General features: G+C 45.9%; 20 protein-coding genes. 11 read left to right on the top strand and 9 right to left on the bottom strand.

What is annotated here, in order from left to right:
- Positions 1-121: 121 nt before the first annotated feature.
- The 5 genes from B5M13_RS18030 to B5M13_RS18010 all read right to left on the bottom strand — a co-directional run bounded on the left by B5M13_RS18030 (position 122) and on the right by B5M13_RS18010 (position 3,070).
- Positions 122-421, bottom strand: a complete 300-nt coding sequence (locus tag B5M13_RS18030) for a winged helix-turn-helix domain-containing protein (protein ID WP_080056990.1) — start codon at positions 419-421, stop codon at positions 122-124.
- On the bottom strand, positions 393-1,064 hold the full coding sequence (locus B5M13_RS18025; RefSeq protein WP_080056989.1) for a hypothetical protein: 672 nt from the start codon (positions 1,062-1,064) through the stop codon (positions 393-395). The genes B5M13_RS18030 and B5M13_RS18025 overlap by 29 nt, the downstream gene beginning before the upstream one ends.
- A 69-nt stretch (positions 1,065-1,133) precedes the next feature.
- Positions 1,134-1,565, bottom strand: a complete 432-nt coding sequence (locus B5M13_RS18020; RefSeq protein WP_080056988.1) for a diacylglycerol kinase family protein — start codon at positions 1,563-1,565, stop codon at positions 1,134-1,136.
- A gap of 32 nt (positions 1,566-1,597) precedes the next feature.
- Entirely contained in the window at positions 1,598-2,176 is a 579-nt protein-coding gene (locus tag B5M13_RS18015; RefSeq protein ID WP_080056987.1) for a hypothetical protein, read from the bottom strand.
- A 195-nt stretch (positions 2,177-2,371) separates the two neighbouring features.
- On the bottom strand, positions 2,372-3,070 hold the full coding sequence (locus tag B5M13_RS18010; protein WP_080056986.1) for a DUF1361 domain-containing protein: 699 nt from the start codon (positions 3,068-3,070) through the stop codon (positions 2,372-2,374).
- Between the two features lie 162 nt (positions 3,071-3,232).
- Here B5M13_RS18010 and mazG point away from each other — a divergent pair, with 162 nt between their 5' ends.
- The 3 genes from mazG (at position 3,233) to B5M13_RS17995 (ending at position 8,348) form a co-directional block, all read left to right on the top strand.
- Positions 3,233-4,042 (top strand): nucleoside triphosphate pyrophosphohydrolase, encoded by an 810-nt coding sequence (mazG, locus tag B5M13_RS18005; RefSeq protein WP_080056985.1) that lies wholly within the window; start codon positions 3,233-3,235, stop codon positions 4,040-4,042.
- Between the two features lie 69 nt (positions 4,043-4,111).
- Positions 4,112-4,843, top strand: a complete 732-nt coding sequence (locus B5M13_RS18000; protein WP_080056984.1) for a metallophosphoesterase family protein — start codon at positions 4,112-4,114, stop codon at positions 4,841-4,843.
- A 121-nt stretch (positions 4,844-4,964) separates the two neighbouring features.
- Positions 4,965-8,348 (top strand): M36 family metallopeptidase, encoded by a 3,384-nt coding sequence (locus tag B5M13_RS17995; RefSeq protein ID WP_245859371.1) that lies wholly within the window; start codon positions 4,965-4,967, stop codon positions 8,346-8,348.
- A 38-nt stretch (positions 8,349-8,386) separates the two neighbouring features.
- On the opposite strand, the gene guaB is transcribed toward B5M13_RS17995, so the two are convergent.
- Positions 8,387-9,859, bottom strand: a complete 1,473-nt coding sequence (guaB, locus tag B5M13_RS17990; protein WP_080056983.1) for an IMP dehydrogenase — start codon at positions 9,857-9,859, stop codon at positions 8,387-8,389.
- Positions 9,860-10,155: 296 nt separating this feature from the next.
- Between guaB and B5M13_RS17985 the strand changes: the two genes are divergently transcribed.
- The 6 genes from B5M13_RS17985 to B5M13_RS17965 all read left to right on the top strand — a co-directional run bounded on the left by B5M13_RS17985 (position 10,156) and on the right by B5M13_RS17965 (position 14,505).
- Positions 10,156-11,004 (top strand): hypothetical protein, encoded by an 849-nt coding sequence (locus B5M13_RS17985; RefSeq protein ID WP_155297281.1) that lies wholly within the window; start codon positions 10,156-10,158, stop codon positions 11,002-11,004.
- A gap of 93 nt (positions 11,005-11,097) precedes the next feature.
- Positions 11,098-11,235, top strand: a complete 138-nt coding sequence (locus B5M13_RS33480) for a hypothetical protein (RefSeq protein WP_155297280.1) — start codon at positions 11,098-11,100, stop codon at positions 11,233-11,235.
- A 67-nt stretch (positions 11,236-11,302) separates the two neighbouring features.
- The gene (locus tag B5M13_RS33880) at positions 11,303-11,899 is read left to right on the top strand and encodes an SHOCT domain-containing protein (protein WP_080056981.1); all 597 of its coding nucleotides are present in this window, start codon (positions 11,303-11,305) and stop codon (positions 11,897-11,899) included.
- Between the two features lie 24 nt (positions 11,900-11,923).
- Positions 11,924-12,505 carry a hypothetical protein gene (locus B5M13_RS17975; RefSeq protein WP_080056980.1) on the top strand — a complete coding sequence of 194 codons (582 nt, stop codon included), beginning with the start codon at positions 11,924-11,926 and terminating at the stop codon, positions 12,503-12,505.
- Positions 12,506-12,646: 141 nt separating this feature from the next.
- Positions 12,647-13,783, top strand: a complete 1,137-nt coding sequence (gene tcmP / locus B5M13_RS17970; RefSeq protein ID WP_080056979.1) for a three-Cys-motif partner protein TcmP — start codon at positions 12,647-12,649, stop codon at positions 13,781-13,783.
- A 2-nt stretch (positions 13,784-13,785) separates the two neighbouring features.
- The gene (locus B5M13_RS17965; protein ID WP_080056978.1) at positions 13,786-14,505 is read left to right on the top strand and encodes a DUF5131 family protein; all 720 of its coding nucleotides are present in this window, start codon (positions 13,786-13,788) and stop codon (positions 14,503-14,505) included.
- A gap of 25 nt (positions 14,506-14,530) precedes the next feature.
- On the opposite strand, the gene B5M13_RS17960 is transcribed toward B5M13_RS17965, so the two are convergent.
- Positions 14,531-14,830 (bottom strand): hypothetical protein, encoded by a 300-nt coding sequence (locus B5M13_RS17960; RefSeq protein WP_080056977.1) that lies wholly within the window; start codon positions 14,828-14,830, stop codon positions 14,531-14,533.
- A gap of 695 nt (positions 14,831-15,525) precedes the next feature.
- On the opposite strand from B5M13_RS17960, the gene B5M13_RS17955 reads away from it, so the two are divergent.
- Positions 15,526-15,789: a hypothetical protein gene (locus B5M13_RS17955; protein WP_080056976.1), complete on the top strand. Its 264-nt coding sequence runs from the start codon at positions 15,526-15,528 to the stop codon at positions 15,787-15,789.
- A 147-nt stretch (positions 15,790-15,936) separates the two neighbouring features.
- Here B5M13_RS17955 and B5M13_RS17950 read toward each other — a convergent pair whose 3' ends face one another.
- The gene (locus B5M13_RS17950) at positions 15,937-16,359 is read right to left on the bottom strand and encodes a DUF2141 domain-containing protein (RefSeq protein WP_080056975.1); all 423 of its coding nucleotides are present in this window, start codon (positions 16,357-16,359) and stop codon (positions 15,937-15,939) included.
- A gap of 41 nt (positions 16,360-16,400) precedes the next feature.
- Between B5M13_RS17950 and recJ the strand changes: the two genes are divergently transcribed.
- Positions 16,401-18,143: a single-stranded-DNA-specific exonuclease RecJ gene (gene recJ, locus B5M13_RS17945; protein ID WP_080056974.1), complete on the top strand. Its 1,743-nt coding sequence runs from the start codon at positions 16,401-16,403 to the stop codon at positions 18,141-18,143.
- Here the strand turns inward: recJ and B5M13_RS17940 are convergent.
- Positions 18,140-19,708 (bottom strand): ArnT family glycosyltransferase, encoded by a 1,569-nt coding sequence (locus B5M13_RS17940; protein ID WP_080056973.1) that lies wholly within the window; start codon positions 19,706-19,708, stop codon positions 18,140-18,142. The genes recJ and B5M13_RS17940 overlap by 4 nt on opposite strands.
- Between the last annotated feature and the right edge of the window lie 185 nt (positions 19,709-19,893).

Genomic DNA, 19,893 nt, shown 5'->3' with positions numbered 1-19,893 from the left:
CGCATAGGCGATCCTTTGAATAGGTGCTGAGATGCTTCTGTCAATACCTGATACTGGTATAAAGGGCTTCACAGAGGTAATGTTTACCCGTACGAATAACCAATAACTGATCAGCAAGCTTCTACATGTTCTTAATAAATGCTTCCAGGGCGTTCAGGTGATCAGTAAACGCTTGCTGACCGGCTGAGGTAGCTGAATAGGTGGTGTTGGGTTTGCGACCAACAAACTGTTTCTGTACCAGCACATAACCCGCGTCTTCCAGCGCACGGAGGTGCGTGGCGAGGTTGCCATCGGTTAAACTAAGTAATTCTTTTAGCGCGTTGAAACTCAGTGATTCATTGACCATCAGGACCGACATAATACTCAGCCGCGCTTTGCTTTCAAAAGCTTTGTTAAACTGAGCCAGCAGGTCGTTCTTCATGGGGAGTACGTTCGTATTTATAATACATGGCTAAGCCATAGGCAATATGCAACAGGCCAAATCCAATAGCCCAGGTCAGCAGGTTATAACCTGGCCAGAACAAGGAAAGTAAGCCGAGAGCAATTTCGCAGTAGGCTAACGATTCAACGTCGCGCAGGGTATATTTGCTCCCGTTGAGCAGGGCCAGCCCGTAAAAAATGAGCGTTGCCGGAAAAGATAGCCAAATCAGGTTATAATACAGTAACGCCAGACAAAATACACCGCCTGTTGCCAGGGGCACAATCATGGCCCACAACAACCGTTTCGACGGTTGATTCCAGACGGTTAACCCCTGACGCCTGGCTTTACGAACGGTAAAATACGTGCCTGATGCCAGTGCCAATGCCAATACACTAAGGGCTACGGTTATTAGAAACTGCCTGATATCGTGTTGATTGACGGGATTGCCCGGTAGCGAATCGTATGACCCTATTGTCGTAAACAGACCCGTGCGTAATCGTGTATAAACAACAGCCGCTCCTCCGAGTGCAATTACCCCGGCTGATACGCCCGATAAACCACTCAGCGACAGAAATTTGGAAGACCGCTCCATTAATAAGCGGATCTCCGATAGGGTTTGCAGATGTTCGCGGGATTCGTGCATGGCTACGTATGAGTCAGAAACGTAAAGATTGGATACCAGGAATAGGGGTTATAAACTATAGGCTTTTAGTTAGAATCCGGCCAAATTTGGGTCGAACGAAATAGAAAACAAAGGCTTGGGTCTGCTTGACATGCTTAAGAAGCCATCGAGCAGATGGCTACCAAAAATAATAATACCAACGAGTACGGCAGCAATAACCACGATCAGCACCGCGCCGGATGAAAGGTCTTTGATTGCTTTGATTTTCGGATGGATACCCGGTGAAACAAAGTCGCACAATTTTTCGATGGCCGTATTAAAGGCCTCTGCCGCCCACACCAGGCCAATTTGGGTCAGGATAATGGTCCATTCGATATGAGTTAGATGAACCCAAAAACCTCCTGCCAAAACCAGTCCGGCTACCAATAGATGCACTTTGGCGTTGTTCTCGAAACGGAACAGGTCCAGAATGCCCTGTCCGGCAAACCCAAAACTTCGGATGACCTTTCGAAAATCAATCATACCGCAAACATAGCATTGTAGCCTGGAATAGTCTACCTCGATTTTCGAGGGCGGACATCGTTAGAGCTTGTCAAAATGAGTTTACTTCTACGATCGACTATGTTGTAGTAATACGTAAAAGCAGGTTTTAAGGTGTCTTCCGCCGATTCCACAAGAAACAAGTACCGTGTTCCCTGAATATCATTAAGGTTAGCTAATTGGTAAGGATACCACCAGGACTCCGTTGATGTATCATGAACAATACCCCCGATCCGATTGCGATTCAAGAATTTTATCACGCTTAGCAACCGAGCAACCTTGGCTTTCGGCAGATTAACAAACCCTGGATTGAGTAGGGATACCGTGTCGATTTTGCCTATGTTGTAGTGAGAGCGAAGCGTAGTAGCTTTATCAACCTTGAAATGAAAAATACTATCCTGGCGGACATAGCAACTTAAAAATATGGTTGGATTGATCGCTTCACACACTCGACGTAGTACACGCATTGAGTCCTGAACAGATTGGACCGGATCGTTCAGCACGATCTGGGATTGATAAACCGCCGGGTTCGGTCTGAAAGCAAAGTAGTAGACCAAACCAGCAATACCTATTGGAGCAATAAGAAATTTCATGTAGGGTGCTTGTAAAAAGCTGTTATATACTTGCAGGACTGTTGCAAAAGTCCAGATTGACGGATCGCTGATGGCTTAGGCGTTAGTTTTCGGCCTCAATAGTATCAGAGTTGGTGGCTAAAAGTCGTCGCTTTGAACCACCGACTTACTTTTGCAACAGGTATGATGAGGGGTAAATAAACACCCGAACTGGAGCTAAGACTGGTCGTCATGGGCTGCATACCAGTAGAAAGCGATGTAGAGAGCTACCAGAACGAAGCCATAAGCCAGGGTGAGTTGTACGCTTAAATGATCATGATAGGCATGAGCGATGGCCCTGGTCAGGGAGGTTGGGCGTGCCAGAACATCCCAACTATTCCAGCGGCCAAACCGACCCAGGTAAATCCCAAACCCCGACAGTATCTGGCTGGTCGTGATAGCCGCCCAGGTATACCCATAGCCAACCAGCGGCCTGAGCATTCTGTGGGCAAGTAATGTCGAATAAAGGCCTGTGAGTAAACCAGTTAGGGCGAATATGAAAATGGACATCGTATCGAACCAGAGCAACGGATGATCAATATACTTGAGATGAAATAAATCGGTAATGATGTAAGGTGCGTTGGGCAGAAAAGCCAGCCAGAGCATCAGACCACTAAGCAGCAGCCATGGACTTCGAAAGCCAGCCGTTCGCAGATCACGAAGGGTAAGTATGGTGCCAAGCGGAAACCAGGCTAAAGCCAGATTCCAGGTGAGGCATATAAAGAACCACCAGTTTCCGGTCAATAGCCCGCGTGCGACGACCAGACTTAGCCCAGTGGCGCTTAGCAAGGCTAAAATACGTAACCCTTTGCCTGTCCGGGCATCCCGGTGCTCCCAAAAGCCAGAGCGATACGAAGGAGAATAGAATGTTTGCATGTTTAAAGTACTTTGTTTTGCAAAGTAAAGTGTTTATTCGATTGCGAGTCAAGTCATTTGATAAAAAATAATAGGAAGGGAAGAAGCGGGTATAAGGTCGGCTGGGTGTCCGTTCGATCCATCCGGCTTTGCTGCTTTCTCCTTTTCCCGTATTTTTACCAGATGACTTTTGATCAATTACCCCCTCGCCGTCAGGAACAACTGATGGCATTCGACCGATTGCTGACTATCATGGACGAGTTGCGTGAACAGTGCCCCTGGGATCGCAAACAAACGCTGGAGAGTCTGCGCCATCTGACCATCGAAGAAACCTACGAACTGTCCGATGCCATTCTGGAAAACGATCTTCCTGAAATCCGTAAAGAGTTGGGGGATATTCAGTTACATCTAGTTTTTTACGCTAAAATCGCATCAGAGTCGGGTGCTTTCGACATGGCCGATGTGTTGAATAACGTGTGTGAAAAACTGATCAGCCGCCATCCGCATATATACGGCAACGTAGTGGCCGAAACGGAAGAACAGGTAAAAGCCAACTGGGAGCAACTGAAGTTGAAGGAGGGCAACAAGTCGGTGCTGGGTGGAGTGCCTGGATCATTGCCCGCGCTGGTCAAAGCCATGCGTATTCAGGAAAAAGCGCGGGGGGCTGGGTTTGACTGGGATGAAAAACAGCAGGTATGGGAAAAGGTGGAGGAGGAAATGCAGGAGTTTAAAGCCGAATTCAATGCAGAAGCCAATGAGACCATCGACCCGCAGCGAGCCGAAGGCGAGTTTGGGGATTTGCTGTTTTCGCTGGTCAATTATGCCCGGTTTATTGACATCAATCCGGAAACCGCGCTGGAACGAACGAATAAAAAATTTATCAGGCGTTTTCAATACCTCGAAGAGCAGGCTCGGGCGAATGGCAAAAAACTTAGCGACATGACCCTGGCCGAAATGGATGTGTACTGGAACGAAGCAAAAGTGCGTGGATGATACAGGATGTAAGAGATATAGCGTACATTGCTAGCCCATACGTGCCAGACCACAGATCACACACTGATTATGCGAATTGCGTTTATTACTGACATACATCTCGATGCCGAAGGCGAAAAGCCTCAGGGTGTCGATGTCCGTACGAATTTTTTGAATGCGCTGGCTTTTCTGGATGAGCTAAAGCCGAATTGTGTGGTGGTTGGTGGCGACATCTGCAATACGGAAGGCGATAGAGAGATTTATGAATGGGTTAAAAAGCAACTGGAGAAACTGATTATTCCGTATTACATCATTCCAGGTAATCATGACGATGCTACGCTCATTGCGGAAGTGTTTCATAAAAAGCACGACTTATTCGATAACGAGCTGTATTATGCGTTGCCGCTTGAAGGTCGCCCGGTGCTGTTTCTGGACTCATCGAAAGGCGTTTTGTCCGACGCTCAATGGACTTGGCTAACGGATTATCTGATAGCCTTGCGCGACAATAATGTTGTGATCATGATGCACCATCCTCCATTGCCAGCCGATGTCCTCTTTATGGATGCCAAGTATCCTTTTCGGCAAAGCGATGAATTCCTCGAATTGGTGCAGAGACTCCCTTGCCATGTGACCGTGATTTGTGGACATTATCATGTCGAAAAAGTAATTCAGCGAGGTAATTTGCTGGTACTGTTGTCGCCATCGACGTTTTACCAGATGAAACAGGATACACCCGGATTTGCCGTCGATAACTACCGGGTAGGCATCCGCGAAGTCAATCTGACTACGCATGGCACCATCAGCACGGTCCACTATCTCTGATCAGGCGAGCCTTCCGAAAAAAGTATAAATTTGGTACTATCTTTGACCAGAAGCATCGTTTAGATCAATGATGCAACAAGTCTATATATCTGTCGGTAGGTTCTCCCAAATCTGGGTTCTTATGGCCGTACTTTTTTTGTTCGGCGCTTCGAAAACCTATGCACAAACTGAACTTGAAACCGCAAAACGGTATATCGTTACCAATGCCGGAACGTACAAACTGACAGCAACCGATGTTACTGGATCGATTGTATCGAGTGCGTATCAATCGCCTACTACGGGCTGGTATCATGTTTATTTTAATCAGGCCTACCAGTCGGTTGAGATCTACAACCGGCTTATGAATGTGGTACTGGTCGATAGCCAGGTCACTTACCTTACGCATAATTTTATCCCCCGTGTCGACTTTGTATCCAAAAAAGGGTCGCTGAAAGGATTGATAACTCCGCTGGCTGCCTTACAGAAAGCGGTTGCCAACGTGGGACTGACGCAGGTCAGTTTGACTGCCATCCGGGAATTAATTACTACGAAACTGACCGATGGAACGCTTACGCAGAGTGTTTTCTCGATACCAGCCCTTTCGGATGAAAAAGTTAATGTCAAACTCTACTGGTTGCCGGTCGAAGTAGATCAGAAAGGACAAAAACAGATTGACAAACTGGCGCTTACCTGGAATGTGCGCTTTCTGACCAAAGATGCTCAAAAGGGCTGGAATATTCACGTAGATGCGGCCTCGGGCGATATTGTTCAGAAAACGGACGACGTTATACACTGTAATTTCGGCTTGGCCCATCAGGCAACTCATTCATCAGTACGCACGACTAATCGAGAACAGGTCCGCTATTTTGGCCAGGACAAGATAAACTTTGTGGCGAATAGTTATACCGTTTTTGATTATCCAATCGAAAGTCCGAATCATGGTTCCCGTACCGTTTCTGTAAATCCTTATACGCGTTTTGTGCCTTCCGGGACTGGCCCCAGCACGACTAATGGGTGGCATAATGACGGAACGACGAACTACCTGACAACGCGCGGAAATAACGTCTGGGCGCAGGAAGACACAACAGATATTGATAGTATTGGGTACAGTCCGACTTCGGCAACGAAAGAATTTAATTATCCCTACACGCTAGGATTGAACACGGCCGCCAGTAACCAGAATGCCGCCATCACCAATCTATTTTACTGGAACAACCTGCTTCACGACGTGTTATGGAAATTTGGTTTTGATGAACCCAGTGGAAATTTCCAGAACAATAACCGTGGGCGAGGAGGGTTGGGAAATGATTTTGTCTATGCTGATGCACAGGATGGAGGAGGCACTAACAACGCTAATTTTTATCCACCTCCCGATGGGACGAATGGTCGTATGCAGATGTACCTCTGGACTATTCCGACTACGTACCAGGCTGATGGCGACTTTGATAACGGCATCATCGCGCATGAATATGCTCATGGCTGGTCGACTCGATTAACGGGCGGCCCCGGTAACTCGTCCTGTTTGCAGAACGCCGAGCAGGGGGGCGAAGGCTGGAGTGATTATCTGGCACTTATGCTTACTACGAACTGGTCTTCGTTAAGTGCAACTGTAACCAGCGCCAATATACCACGGGGTATTGGCACCTATGCAATTGGAGAGCCGACAACTGGAGGAGGGATCAGAAATTATCCGTATTCCTACGATATGGCGAATGTAAATGGGGCTGTGACCTATGCTAAGGTGGGCGATACTGGTTTCTCAATTCCGCACGGTGTGGGCTCAATCTGGGCGACTATGTTATGGGATATGACCTGGGAAATTATTTTGCAGGATAACCAGATCACACCGTATATATACGATACGCCAACCAGTGTAACGGCAATGCGGGGCAATATTGCGGCCCTGAAACTAGTCAATGAAGGATTACGATTACAGCCTTGCAGCCCAAGTTTTGTGCAATCAAGAGACGCGATTTTGCAGGCGGATCAACTTTTATTTGGCGGCCGGTATCGGTGTGCCATCGGGCGGGCATTTGCACGCAGGGGTTTAGGAGCGAATGCGTCCACAGGAGCTTCGTCAAATGACCGAACAGTGATAGAGGATTATACGCCTTTTGGGGGCAATACGCTTAGTTCGCCAACATTACTTACGGTTTGTTCAGGAACCTCATTTACTTACACTGCCACATCAAGTACGACTGGCGTGAGTTTTAGCTGGACGCGGCCAGCCGTAACAGGTATTAGCAATGCTACAGCCAGCGCCAGCTCGGCAGTGATTAACGAAACCCTGATCAATACAACGAACCAATCCATCAATGTTCAATATAGCTTTCTGCTTAACCCAAGTGGCTGCGTAGTCGGTACATTGCCTCAGTCTGTTAGCGTAGTGGTGAACCCTGTTAGTACACCAACGGTCCGTTCATATTCGGTATGCCAGAATGCGGCAGTGCCAACGGGTGAAGGCCTTGTTGTTGCCAGACTGATTCTGAATACTGTAAAGGGAGCCTTATCTACCAGTTCACCAACCTATGTTCGGGCATCGGGCGATGATGCTACCACCTATATAGCAGGCTATACGGTGTATTATCAATCGTTTACCTTTACGGCTCCGGTTAGTGGTCCGTTAACGGTCGGCATCTCGGACGCAGGTTTAAGTGATGGATTCAATGACACTTATTTGTCGCTCTATAAAGCACCGTTTAATCCGGCTAGTCCAGCTACCAATTTCCTTCATGGCGACGACGATAGTGGCCCGGCTTATTTATCTCAACTGACGCATACCCTCACAAAAGATACCACCTATGTACTCGTGGCCGCTACTTATTTTGGGGGTGTAACGGGGCCATTCACCTTACAGGCGAGTAGTCCTGTCTTTGTTGCTGGTCCGCCGAATTGGTTTACCGCATCGACGGGGGGGGCGCCCATTGCAACTGATACCCTGTTCAATCCAGTAGGAGTGGCTGGGTCAGGTATTCCAAATACGGCCACGCCAGGTACGACAACGTTTTATGTTGCCAGGCCCGACTATTCGGCCTGTCGGGTTGCTACGACGTTTACGGTACTGACAACGGCCTCACCAATTGTATCCAGCACAACCCTTACGATGGGCAATTCTGTTTCACTGGTTGCAAGCGGCTGCACTGGCGAAGGAACAATGGTACGGTGGTATCAGGTAGCGGATGACCTTGCGGTGACTATGCCGATCTCGCCAACCGTAACCACACAATATTATGCCCGCTGTGAACGGACAACCGGAACGAAAATATGCGTAAGTGATAAAAGCCAGAATGCTACAGTAACGGTGGTGGTGCCTCCGCCCTACAACTCTGTACAATCGGGAAACTGGAATGTGGCGTCAACCTGGAATTGTAACTGCATTCCAGATGGCACGCGCTCGGTTCAGATTATGGATACACACACGGTAACGATTCCGAACGCTTATACGGGACTGGCAAAAGGAGTTCAGTTTTTTGGAACTGGAAAACTGAACGTGCAGGGCACTGGAAAAGTGAGTATTACAAATTGATTGGCTGGAAAGCTGGGACTTTCCAGCCAATCCGTACTTTATCGGGACGAGTAATTCGGCGCTTCTTTCTGAATCTGAATATCATGGGGGTGGCTTTCGCGAACACCGGCTGACGTAATTTTCACGAATTTTGCCTGTTGTAAAGCAGGAATATCGGCGGCACCACAATAACCCATACCAGCTTTCAGCCCACCTACCATCTGGTAAACGATCTCGGACACTTTACCTTTGAACGGTACGCGCCCTACGATACCTTCTGGAACCAGTTTCTTAATATCATCTTCGGCATCCTGAAAGTAGCGGTCTTTCGAGCCTTCTTCCATGGCTTCAACGGACCCCATTCCCCGGTAGGTTTTAAACCGACGACCTTCATACAGAACTACTTCACCTGGCGCTTCTTCGGTTCCGGCCAGGAGCGAGCCAATCATGACGGTACTGGCACCACCGGCCAGCGCCTTGGTGATGTCGCCGGAGAAGCGAATACCACCATCGGCAATAACGGGGACGCCTGTTCCCTGTAAAGCTTTGGCTGATTCGTAGACGGCCGTTAGCTGGGGCATACCAATACCGGCAATGATACGGGTGGTACAGATACTGCCCGGACCAACACCTACTTTTACGGCATCGGCTCCGGCATCGGCAAGGGCTTTGGCACCTTCGCCGGTAGCCACGTTACCGGCAATGACTTCCAGGTTGGGAAACTTTTGTTTAATATCCCGCACAGCATCCAACACCCCTTTTGAGTGACCGTGGGCCGTGTCGACGCTGATAACATCGACTCCCGCTTTAACGAGTGCTTCGATTCGGCGGTTGAGGTCTGGAGTAACACCCACCGCTGCACCTACCCGTAAACGGCCCAGTTCGTCTTTGCAGGCGTTGGGGTGGCTCTTTTTCTTGAGAATATCTTTGTATGTAATCAGCCCAACCAATTTATAGTCGTCATCGACGATTGGCAATTTCTCGATGCGGTATTGTTGCAGAATACTTTCCGCTTCTTCCAGGGTAAGGCCCTGGCGTGCCGTAACGAGCTTTTCGCGGGTCATAATATCGGTGACGGGCTTCGAGAGGTCGTTCTGGAAGCGTAGATCGCGATTGGTCAAAATCCCGATCAGTTTGCCATTGTCGTCGACGACCGGAATACCACCGATTTTGGATTCACGCATGATTTTATGCGCATCGCCGAGGGTTGCCGTTTCCGAAAGCGTGATCGGATCGATAATCATACCACTTTCCGAACGCTTAACCTTGCGAACCTGGTCGGCCTGAGCATCGATGCTCATGTTTTTGTGGATGATACCAATACCCCCTTCCTGCGCCATGGCAATGGCGAGTGCCGATTCGGTCACGGTATCCATAGCCGCCGAAATAAGCGGAATGTTTAGCTGAATCTTGCGGGTAAGTTGGGTAATGGTGCTGGTGTCGCGGGGAAGAACCTCCGAGTAGGAGGGCAGGAGCAGTACGTCGTCGTAGGTGAGAGCCTCGTAAAGAAACTTACTGGTATCTAAGCTCATGAGCAAATAAGCAGGTTGTGTTATTTGCCGGGTAAAATTACAAAAACTTTTCGATAATCGGCTATAAATTTAAAATATACCCCAAAAAGCTGTTGACATCTATGGGCCTATGTCACCCCGGTTTGTACTCGGTTATACGTATGACGAAATGTTTGTGTTTTGCTAGCCTTTCGTTGGCAATGGCTTGCGTGATGCTTGTGTTTAACATAGATTTGCTTGCATTAGCCACCCTGGAAAAGGCGCTGGCTACGAAGGCCGATTTTTTAAATTACCAACACCATAAACCTTTCCATATAATGCGCTACCTATTCCTTATCTGTGTTCTTTTTCTTTCTAGCCACTGTTTTGCTCAACTTGATACCATCTACACCAATAACGAAAAAATAGCCTGCACAGTAAAGGAGGTCACCCCCGATGCTGTACAGTTTACCTACCCAAACGAAACGCTGCCTAATTCCCTTTACAAAAACACGATTAGCAAAATCGTGTTCCGATCGGGCCGGGTTCAGGTGTTTTCTGAAGCCACCGCCCTTAGTCCGATCCGATCCGTTGAAGATTTCGAAAAGGTCACTATTACCCAGGTAGAAGGGGATACGAAAGGACTCTTCAAGCTGGGCGAAGTAAGCTCCTCGGCCCGTGGGGGAACAATCTATTCCAACGTAGACAAAGTGAAAGATCGGGCCATGAAAAAACTGAAAATGGAAGCGGCTATGAAAGGGGCGAACCTGGTTTATATGGCCTATCAGAAAACCGATGGCAATCACTATGGTGGCTACTTTCAGGCCTCAAAAGCAGCCGAAACAATTTATACTGGTGTCGCCTATACCAACAACACGATTAACAAGGATGACTTTTTAAAGAAAATCGGGGAGCCTAAACTGCTAATGTCAACTACCCAGATTATTCTCTTAAAGGGCATGGCTATTACAAAGTCGGAATATTCGACGGAAAATATTTCTACCCCGATTCAGATCAAACGTATATTCAATGAAGGCAGCCAACTCTTTGTCGAAGCTGATATACGCGGTTTCACTATGCCTGCTTATCGAGTCGTTCGCTTTGATGAGTATTCATTTACTCTACTGGCTGAGGATAAAAATAAAACAGTTGATTTTATCGTGCCCTTCAATCGGAATCAACCATAGGTTCCTGGAAAGGCGCTGGCTACGAAGGACGATTTTTGTGAAACCTACACCGAATTTTGCTAGCTGAGAAACACACCTAAACACGACCTTACCATGAATACGACCCAACCCGAACCCCAACCCGGCGATTATTACGGTGTCGTCTACAAGGGCAGCTTACTGAAGCCCCTTTTTCTACTGATCTTATTGGGCGTAGGTATCTGGCTGTTGATCCGCAGACGACGAAAATAGGCCCTTCAGATGACTCTGTGACGACAATAGGGCTAACCCATCAAGTAGCTGCACACCTTTCTGACGAATGAAATACCTCTTAAGTTTTCTCCTTGTATGGCCCCTCTTCGTACAGGCGCAAGAGGAATGGCATCCCCGCCCTAAAAAAACAACGACCATTACTGAGGCCGATCTGCACCAGGGGAAACGGTTGATTGGTGAGGATTTTGACTATGGGTATCAACCCTCCTCAGCTCAGGGCTGGATTATTAAAACGGGAGACACCCTGCAACTGGGTAAAGGGACTATGCCTGATAAATCGTTTGCCTTTATCTACCAGGATCCCGCCAATTTGACCTTGGCCCGTAGAAATGGATTCATGGGTAAAGATTATCTGGACAATCTGTACCCTGGTACCCGTTTAGTGGTGAAAGAATTTACGACAAGTGGATCTACAGCGATTGCGATTGTCCGATCAGGGGTTCGCTATTATATCCAAATCGAGAACGCCATCGAAGCCGGAGAACTCCTGCCCCCTTCTCAGTATAGAAAATCGATAGTATTAGCCAGTCAGCCAGTAGGTAGTGTAGCTGATGAGCTATTGAAATTTAAAAAACTACTTGATTCCGGCGCTATAACCCAACTGGAATACGACGCTCAGAAGAAAAAGCTTTTGAATCAATAATAGTCCACTCCACTCATCCTGTCCATGAAACACCTGTTTATTGTCCTTATTGCAGCTTCACTTACTGGCTGCGCCAGTTTTATACCTGCCGAAATCGAAAACGATAAAATTCTAGGTATTATACCTATACAATATGGAATGGGTAGCTATCAGGCAACCTATAAAGTCAATGCCAGTCGGGAAGATATTTTTCGACAGGTTCGCCGGTGGGCTGCTTTTCATGCCACAACAACCGTTACGACTCCCTATGGTTTGCCTTTAAAAATTAATACCCCAACAACTGCTTTTAACATTAGTGATAATATGTTAGGAGACGTTATTTCCAGTGGGGTCATTAATGGCGGACCGAGTGACTATAAAACTGTGATGTACTGGCCTGGTGGTAGTTACTCTACGAGCATAGAGTGTTATGATGGCTATTTCAGGGTAACCATCACAAACATAAAATTGTATGGCGTTCCTGCTTATCATGCCATTGAATTGCGCGACAGATCAACCCCGATCAGAAAGACGAAAGCATATTATCAGTTTATTGATAAGGAAATTATGAGTCTGTTAAATCAAATGGAGCGATTTGTATTAGCCGAGGTTCCCAATGGACGTTAATCGACAAAAACGCGCTATTGCTTCAGGAAATCGAGGAGTTGACGCTGCATGGTATTGAGCAGGGAAAGCGTATTAAGGCTCTTGAGAAGAAGCTTTCAAGGAAATAATAATCTAATCACCTCACCTTAACTTTTGTAATAAATGAGCGTTAAAGACTTTTTTAAAAAGCAGACTGCATCATCACTAATTAAAGCAAAAATAGTTGCAGAATATTTTCCTCAGTATGCTCGGATTTTGCTGTCAAGACCACAGGAAGAAATTATTTATTTAGACTTATTTTCTGGTCCGGGTGAATATGAAGACGGTTCTTTATCAACCCCAATATTATTATCACAACATGTTGCTAAAGATGCCAATCTGAGTGAAAAAGTTAGATTGATGTTCAATGATAATACTTATATTGAAGAGTTAAAAGTAAACTTTCATAAGCATTTTCCAGTAGGTACATTTAAAATCGAGCCTAGATTCGCTGATAAAACTGTTGGCGAAGACGAAGGTATTCAAGATTATTTATCCAGAGAAGCGCAAAAAAAGAACCCCAAACCCACACTACTATTTTTTGACCCTTTTGGCTATAAAGATATTGATACAAAAATTTTAGCAAAGTTTCTTGAGCACTGGGGTAACGAGTTGTTTCTGTTTTTTAATATAAAGCGCATAAATGCTGCAATTGAGAATGATAAGTTTGAAGAACTAATGCGTGCTATATTTCCCACTTCCTTTGATTCTCTAAAACATGATAAGAGGTATAAATCAACAGTTTATGAAAGACTTAATTTAATAATTGAAAATGTAGCTAAGGAGTTTAATCTACATTGCAAGCGATTTTTGTACCATTGTGCTTTTAAATTTCAAGAGGAAGATAGTTCAGCAACCAGCCACTTTATAATTCATTTTACAAAAGATAAAAAAGGGTTTGAGTTAGTCAAGCAAATCTATTATGATTTTGATAATATTGGCTCTATACTAGAAAGTAGCGGTGTGTACATGTTTGATGCCAAAAAATTAGGTAGTTTGCAACAGAATGATACATTATTTGGGGATTTAAATGTTTACTATTTGTCTTTAGATCTAGTTGAGAGATTTAAAGGGCAAACTTTATCGGCTAGGCGTTTATTTGATATACATCACACAACAAAAAATTACTGTGCTTCTCATTATGCGAAAACTTTAAGAAAAATGGTAGATGATGAAAAAATTTCCGCTAAATTTATTGATAATATCGCTCATAAAGTGAGCGTATTAATTACAGATGAATGCATATTAACTTTTAAATAATTATGGCGCAATCTTCGATTGAATGGACAGAGATGACCTGGAACCCTACGACTGGCTGTGATAAATTATCGGCAGGTTGTAAGTTCTGTTATGCTGAGATAATGCATCGAAGACTCCGGGCGATGGGCCAGGAGAAGTATAGTGCCAGTTTTAAGACAGTGCGTACCCATGAATCAGAGCTAAACCGTCCTTTCGAATGGAAAAGCTCCCGGACTGTATTTGTGAACTCAATGAGCGACCTTTTTCATAAAGACGTTCCATTGTCGTTTATTCAACAGGTGTTTACTACTATGAATCAGTGTCCTCAGCACACGTTTCAGGTATTAACCAAGCGATCTGATTTACTGGCAATTTATTCAGAGCAGCTTACTTGGACTGAAAATATCTGGATGGGCGTCTCTGTTGAGGATCACAGGGTAGTTCACCGGATTGATGATCTGCGTAGTACAAATGCTCAGGTAAAATTCCTATCGCTAGAACCGTTAATTGGACCATTACCCAACCTAAACTTAGCGGGTATTGATTGGGTAATAGTCGGGGGTGAATCTGGCCACCGACCACGGCCAATTAAAGAAGAGTGGGTTCAGGACATTCGTTTGCAATGCGAACGGGCTGGTGTCGCCTTCTTTTTTAAACAGTGGGGAGGTAAAAACAAAAAGGAATCTGGTCGATTGCTTAATGGTCGAACCTACGATGAAATGCCGAATCCAATTGCTGCCTAGTTACAGCCGATTAACTCAGTTGACCCTATTCCTCGATATATGAGTCAAGTAGATCAATAAAAGTCTTCTCAAAATTTAGGCTTTCGTTATCGCCCCATTTCTTTTCTTTGCCAAGGTTTGATAAGAATAAGCCTGTTTGATTTCGGTAATGGTCAGCAATACGGGCCAGATTATATAAATCGTCCACGTCCATTTCCTTTTTAAGAAACGAGGCTTTTAGGCTCATAAGCTGATCTTTTCGAATTCCAGATATGTGGGGTCTTACTGAGTGAAGGTCAGCGTTGCCACCAGGAAAATTGTCAGGGAATTTTGGGGATAGAAACATGATATATAAAAGTTGATTAGAGCACCAAGGTAGTTAATTTACAAGTAGTTGATACTGACTCATTGGACCATTCCGGGGCCTGGTACGCCTTTATTCTCTATCTTTTGTTTCAAATTATTTTTTTATTCCCCCATCTGCTTATCCTCTGAAACTGCCCAGATAGGAGTGGAGTGTAATCTTACTACTGGTTCAGTTTACCCCTTCTTTTTCAGTTATTTTTCAGCTAAAAATCAAAAACATCCCCACAACTAATTGGTTATAGATAGTTGTGTGTCGTTTATTTATTTGCCGGGTAAAACATGACTTACTCATTGGGTGGCCGTGAATCTTAATCGCCCTAAAAATGGCCAGTTCAGTAGTTGTATTGCTTATGAGCGTTACAGCAGCCCATTAAATTATAGTTATAATTGGCTGGCAGGATGGGCATTTTGTTTTCTACTCAGTAATTATGCCCTACGAACTCATTTGAATGGGTTACCAGAAAAAGGAATTAAACCCGGATTCACGTTGAAGTCCGGGTTTTTTGTTCGTTGTGCCGATGGGTTGCGGATTCTATTCTAATGTTACTAATTTTCTATAATGGAAATATAATGTTGTCTTTTATGATTGTTTATCAATAGGTTGTACCGTTTAATCATTTTGTTAGACGGGCTTTGTCTGCAAGGAGTTAGAAAGTAAATTCAACTCAGCAGTACATGAATAAATTAATTGTCATTCGGGGGACTTCATCAACTGGTAATGTGGTACGCATGTATTTGAATGTGGATGAACATGAAGCCCTTCAGCAATTTTTAAAGCAGTTCATCTATGTATCCAGCGATATTATCGAATTCGACCACGAACTACAGGTCGATACACCGGAACCTTATTTACGCTTTAAAGCCGTTACCGATTCTGTTAATACCCAGCCCAAACCAATCAATACCAATACGGCAACTTTTCGGCTACCCTGGCACTAGGAGTGCATAGCCTCTACGCTATAGCCTATCTTTAACTGCGTATTTAAAACAGCCTCTACTCGTATGAGTCAGAGGCTGTTTGTTGTATAGAAAAAGTAGTGGTTAATCAGGTCTGCCTATTCTGGGCGTCAATGCGAAGTCTCCCAATCATTTTACCGCAATTCGGATCGACTTGCCGCCATCTCCAGTTGTAAACTGGCAATCACTGAATTTGGGAGCCGACATTTTGGGGCGGAAATTATTGCTGAATCCATACGGCTCTTTAGGAATCCCGAACAGATTTTTATCCAGTTTCCCATTATTATTTTCATCGTGAAAAACGGCAACGGCATAATCCCCTGGGTCAACACTGAGGGTTGTCTGAACACTATTGCCTTGTATGTCCAACTTTTTTCCTTCTATGGGCTTCCCACTCGGGAATGATTCTCCCGGCTTGAATAGCGCAATAAAAACAGCTCCTTTTTGCGACTTAAGGTTATGAACCTCAATGGTTAGCGTCGTCTTTTTAGGTGACGAAGGAGCGGTATGGGGCGTCAGATAGAGGCCAAAAAGTGAAAACCAAAGCAACATACAGTACGGTGTTTTTATAAAAACGGATTTATTTTGCATATATGATAGCCCAGCGCCCACTTCCGCCAAAACGATGGATCACTAAACCGTACCCTAACCAGGCGGAATACGGAGAGATAATTGATGAATTAACGCAGTCTTTGGGAATTAGTCCAGCGTTGGCGGCCCTGCTGGTACAACGGGGGGTGACCACTTTCAATGAAGCCCGTTTGTATTTCCGTCCCGAACTTGGGCATCTGCACGATCCATTCCAGATGAACGATATGGACCGGGCTATTGAGCGGCTTCAAAAAGCCCTGAGTCCCGAGCGGAGCGAGAAAATCCTGATCTACGGCGATTATGATGTGGATGGAACAACGTCGGTGGCACTGGTCTATGGGTTTCTGAAAAACTATCATGCAAAGATAGACTATTACATTCCCGATCGCTATAAAGAGGGGTATGGGATTTCGAAACAGGGTGTTGAATGGGCCGCTGAAAACGGATTCTCGCTAATTATTGCGCTCGACTGTGGCGTCAAATCCGTGGAGCGGGTGGCGGAAGCCAAAGCGCTGGGTGTCGACTTTATTATCTGTGATCACCACCGTCCTGGAGCCGAATTACCCGATGCCGTTGCCGTTCTGGACCCCAAGCGTGACGATTGTTCGTACCCCTATAAAGAGCTAAGTGGTTGTGGCATAGGTTTTAAGCTGTTGCAGGCTTATTGCCTGAAGGCTGGTATTAGGCTTGATGTGCTTTACCCGTATCTGGATCTGGTGGCCGTAAGTATTGCTTCCGACATTGTCCCGCTGACGGGTGAAAACCGTGTGATGGCCTATTATGGCCTGAAATACCTGAATGCCGCTCCTCGTACCGGATTAAAAGCATTAATTAGCGTAGCGGGTTTCACAAAAGGGGAACTGGATATTTCTAACCTGGTTTTTGGTCTGGGCCCACGAATCAACGCGGCAGGACGGATTCAGCATGCCAAAGCAGCTGTGCAGCTTTTGCTGGCAGAGTCGAAAGACGAAGCTGATGAATTCGCGCTGGCTATCAATAAACACAACAATAGCCGACGAGAGTTTGATAGCAGCATTACTGAACAGGCACTTTCGATGATTCGACAGAGCGAAGCGCTGACTCGCGCAAAAAGTACCGTATTATACGATGCTTCCTGGCATAAGGGTGTAATTGGTATTGTCGCATCACGCTGTATCGAGCATTTTCATCGGCCAACCATCATCCTGACGCAGTCGAACGACAAGGCGGCAGGGTCGGCCCGGTCGGTGCCGGGTTTCGACGTGTACGAAGCCATTGAAGAGTGTGCCGACTTGCTGGAGCAGTTTGGTGGGCATACGTTTGCGGCTGGAATGACCATGCCTCTCGATAATATCGAGCCATTCCGCCAGAAGTTCGAAGAGGTCGTTTCGCGTACGATTAAGGAAGAGCACCTGACCCCGCTCATCGATATCGACCTACCGCTCGACTTTAGCGAGATTTCTGACAAACTTGTCCGAATTGTGAAGCAAATGGGGCCTTTTGGACCTCACAACATGCAGCCGATTTTCATGACTGACGATGTCTATCTGGCAGGGGAGCCATTTATTATGAAAGACAAACATCTGAAAATCAATGTTCGTCAGGGGCGGTCGGGGCACACATTAACTGCCGTTGGTTTCGGATTGGCCCATGTTGCCGCGCATCTTCAGCCCGGTAAACCCTTCTCGATATGCTATCTGGTAGAGCACAACGTGTATAATGGAAACGTGTCTTTACAGTTGATCCTGAAAGATGTAAAAGCCTAGTGGGCAGAGATACGATTCGTGGCAATAGCAGGCTGATGCTTCGCTTTTGGCAGCCAAAATTGAATACCAAAACTGGGTACTTGCTCGACTGGGTAAAAATCGGGTGTATATAGTTGGCTTTGCTTGATCAGACTTAACCGGTAAGGAGTCAGGGTAGTATCCATAGTCAGAGTAATCCGGCCAAAGCGTTGTAAGCTCATATTCAGTCCCCAGGCTTTTGTAATCAGCTCTTTATCCTTTACTGCGACAACGGTTCCTTTAGGAATTTGCTTCAATGCCAGAATTTCGTGAATGCCCCGACGAAAATGGGGTTCGGTGCCTGTCAATACATTATTCCTTATAAATAGAATCGTCAGCCCCAGGCTGATAAGAATAGGCGTTGAGAGGCTTATTAGCTGAATGAAAAAGGTAGGTTTAGTTGACCGAGCTGTCAGCCATTCGGTCAGGCAACCTGCGAAAACAAAAGCGATGACAATACCCAGAAATGGAACACCCGATGCAATGTAGTAGGCATTTTGTTTAGGGCTTACCATGATGGGCAGGATACCACTTAGCCCAATCAGGACCAGCCAGAGTAAGATGTGTTGGTTGCCTGTCCAAAACGTCAGCGGACGTTTTAGTCGCCACCTTGTCCAGGCCAGGCTTACACCACTGACTATGCCCATTGGAAGTAAATTTTTTACCAGCGTGACTAAAACAAAGAAACGACCCCAACCCGTTAAAGAAGATTCGCTAAAATCGGAGCGTGTGCCCTGCAGGGCTCTTATAATTTGCTGATTGAAATAGTGGTTGAAGAACGAACGGGCAGGCGAATACGTGAATAGCGCACCTATTAATAGGGCGACTACAACTGTGAGCAAGGCGGTTTGGCTACATGCACGCCCAACTGGATAAGGTCCACCTGGCCTGGCGATATAATACAATGCAGGCGTTGCCAGCAGAAATAACGCAAATGGGCCTTTGGTAAGGAATCCGAGGAAAATGCCAAAGGCTGCCCAGTATAATCCGGAAATACGGCCTCTCAAGATGAGTCGACAAAGCTGATAGAAACTAAATTGAACCCAGACCAGCAATAGACTATCCAGGTGGTTACTGGTAATACAAAAGCGGATGACTGGCAGTAGGCAGACGAATAATATAGGCAGCCAACTAAAACGATTTAGGGGAGAAGTGGGGAAAAGTAGACGCCAATTTAATCCTAAAAGCCATAAAAACAGAACCCCGATCAATGCGCAAAACAACTCCTCTACCCACCAGTGGTCGCCCAGGGAGCGAAAGAAAAAAGACTCGATAATCAGCATTAAGGGTGGGTGCTCATAAAAAGAATCTCCCCGTACACCCTCCAGCCAGAACGAATCGACTTCACCATAGCGAGGAGCCCACCACGAGCCATACCCCACGGCCATGTTGCGGGCCAAAGCCGCATAGGTTGGCCCGTCGGTAAAGGTACCTACAGTCAGAAACCGGGGTAAATAAAGGCATAGGAGAATAGAAATAGTCAGGCTGATACCAAGTCGGTAATAAAAAGAGGTGCTTAAAGTTGCTTGATTAGAGGTTAAGCGCATCGGCTAGGCTTGGCTATTAGGGTATGTAGTAACTATGCCTATATAGAGTGGTGTGGGTGAATAGCCCCTTCAACAGCAAAGATAAACGGATATCATTGTGAGTGCCAATTGAGTTTAGTAGAAAATACCCGGATGCAGCCTGAGAATAATCATGCTAATAATTGTTAATAATCAGTGCTTAAAGC

Source organism: Spirosoma aerolatum, assembly GCF_002056795.1.
Classification (GTDB): domain Bacteria; phylum Bacteroidota; class Bacteroidia; order Cytophagales; family Spirosomataceae; genus Spirosoma; species Spirosoma aerolatum.
The sequence above is the reverse complement of the archived record's forward strand: the minus strand, read 5'-3'. Positions and strand labels throughout refer to the sequence as shown.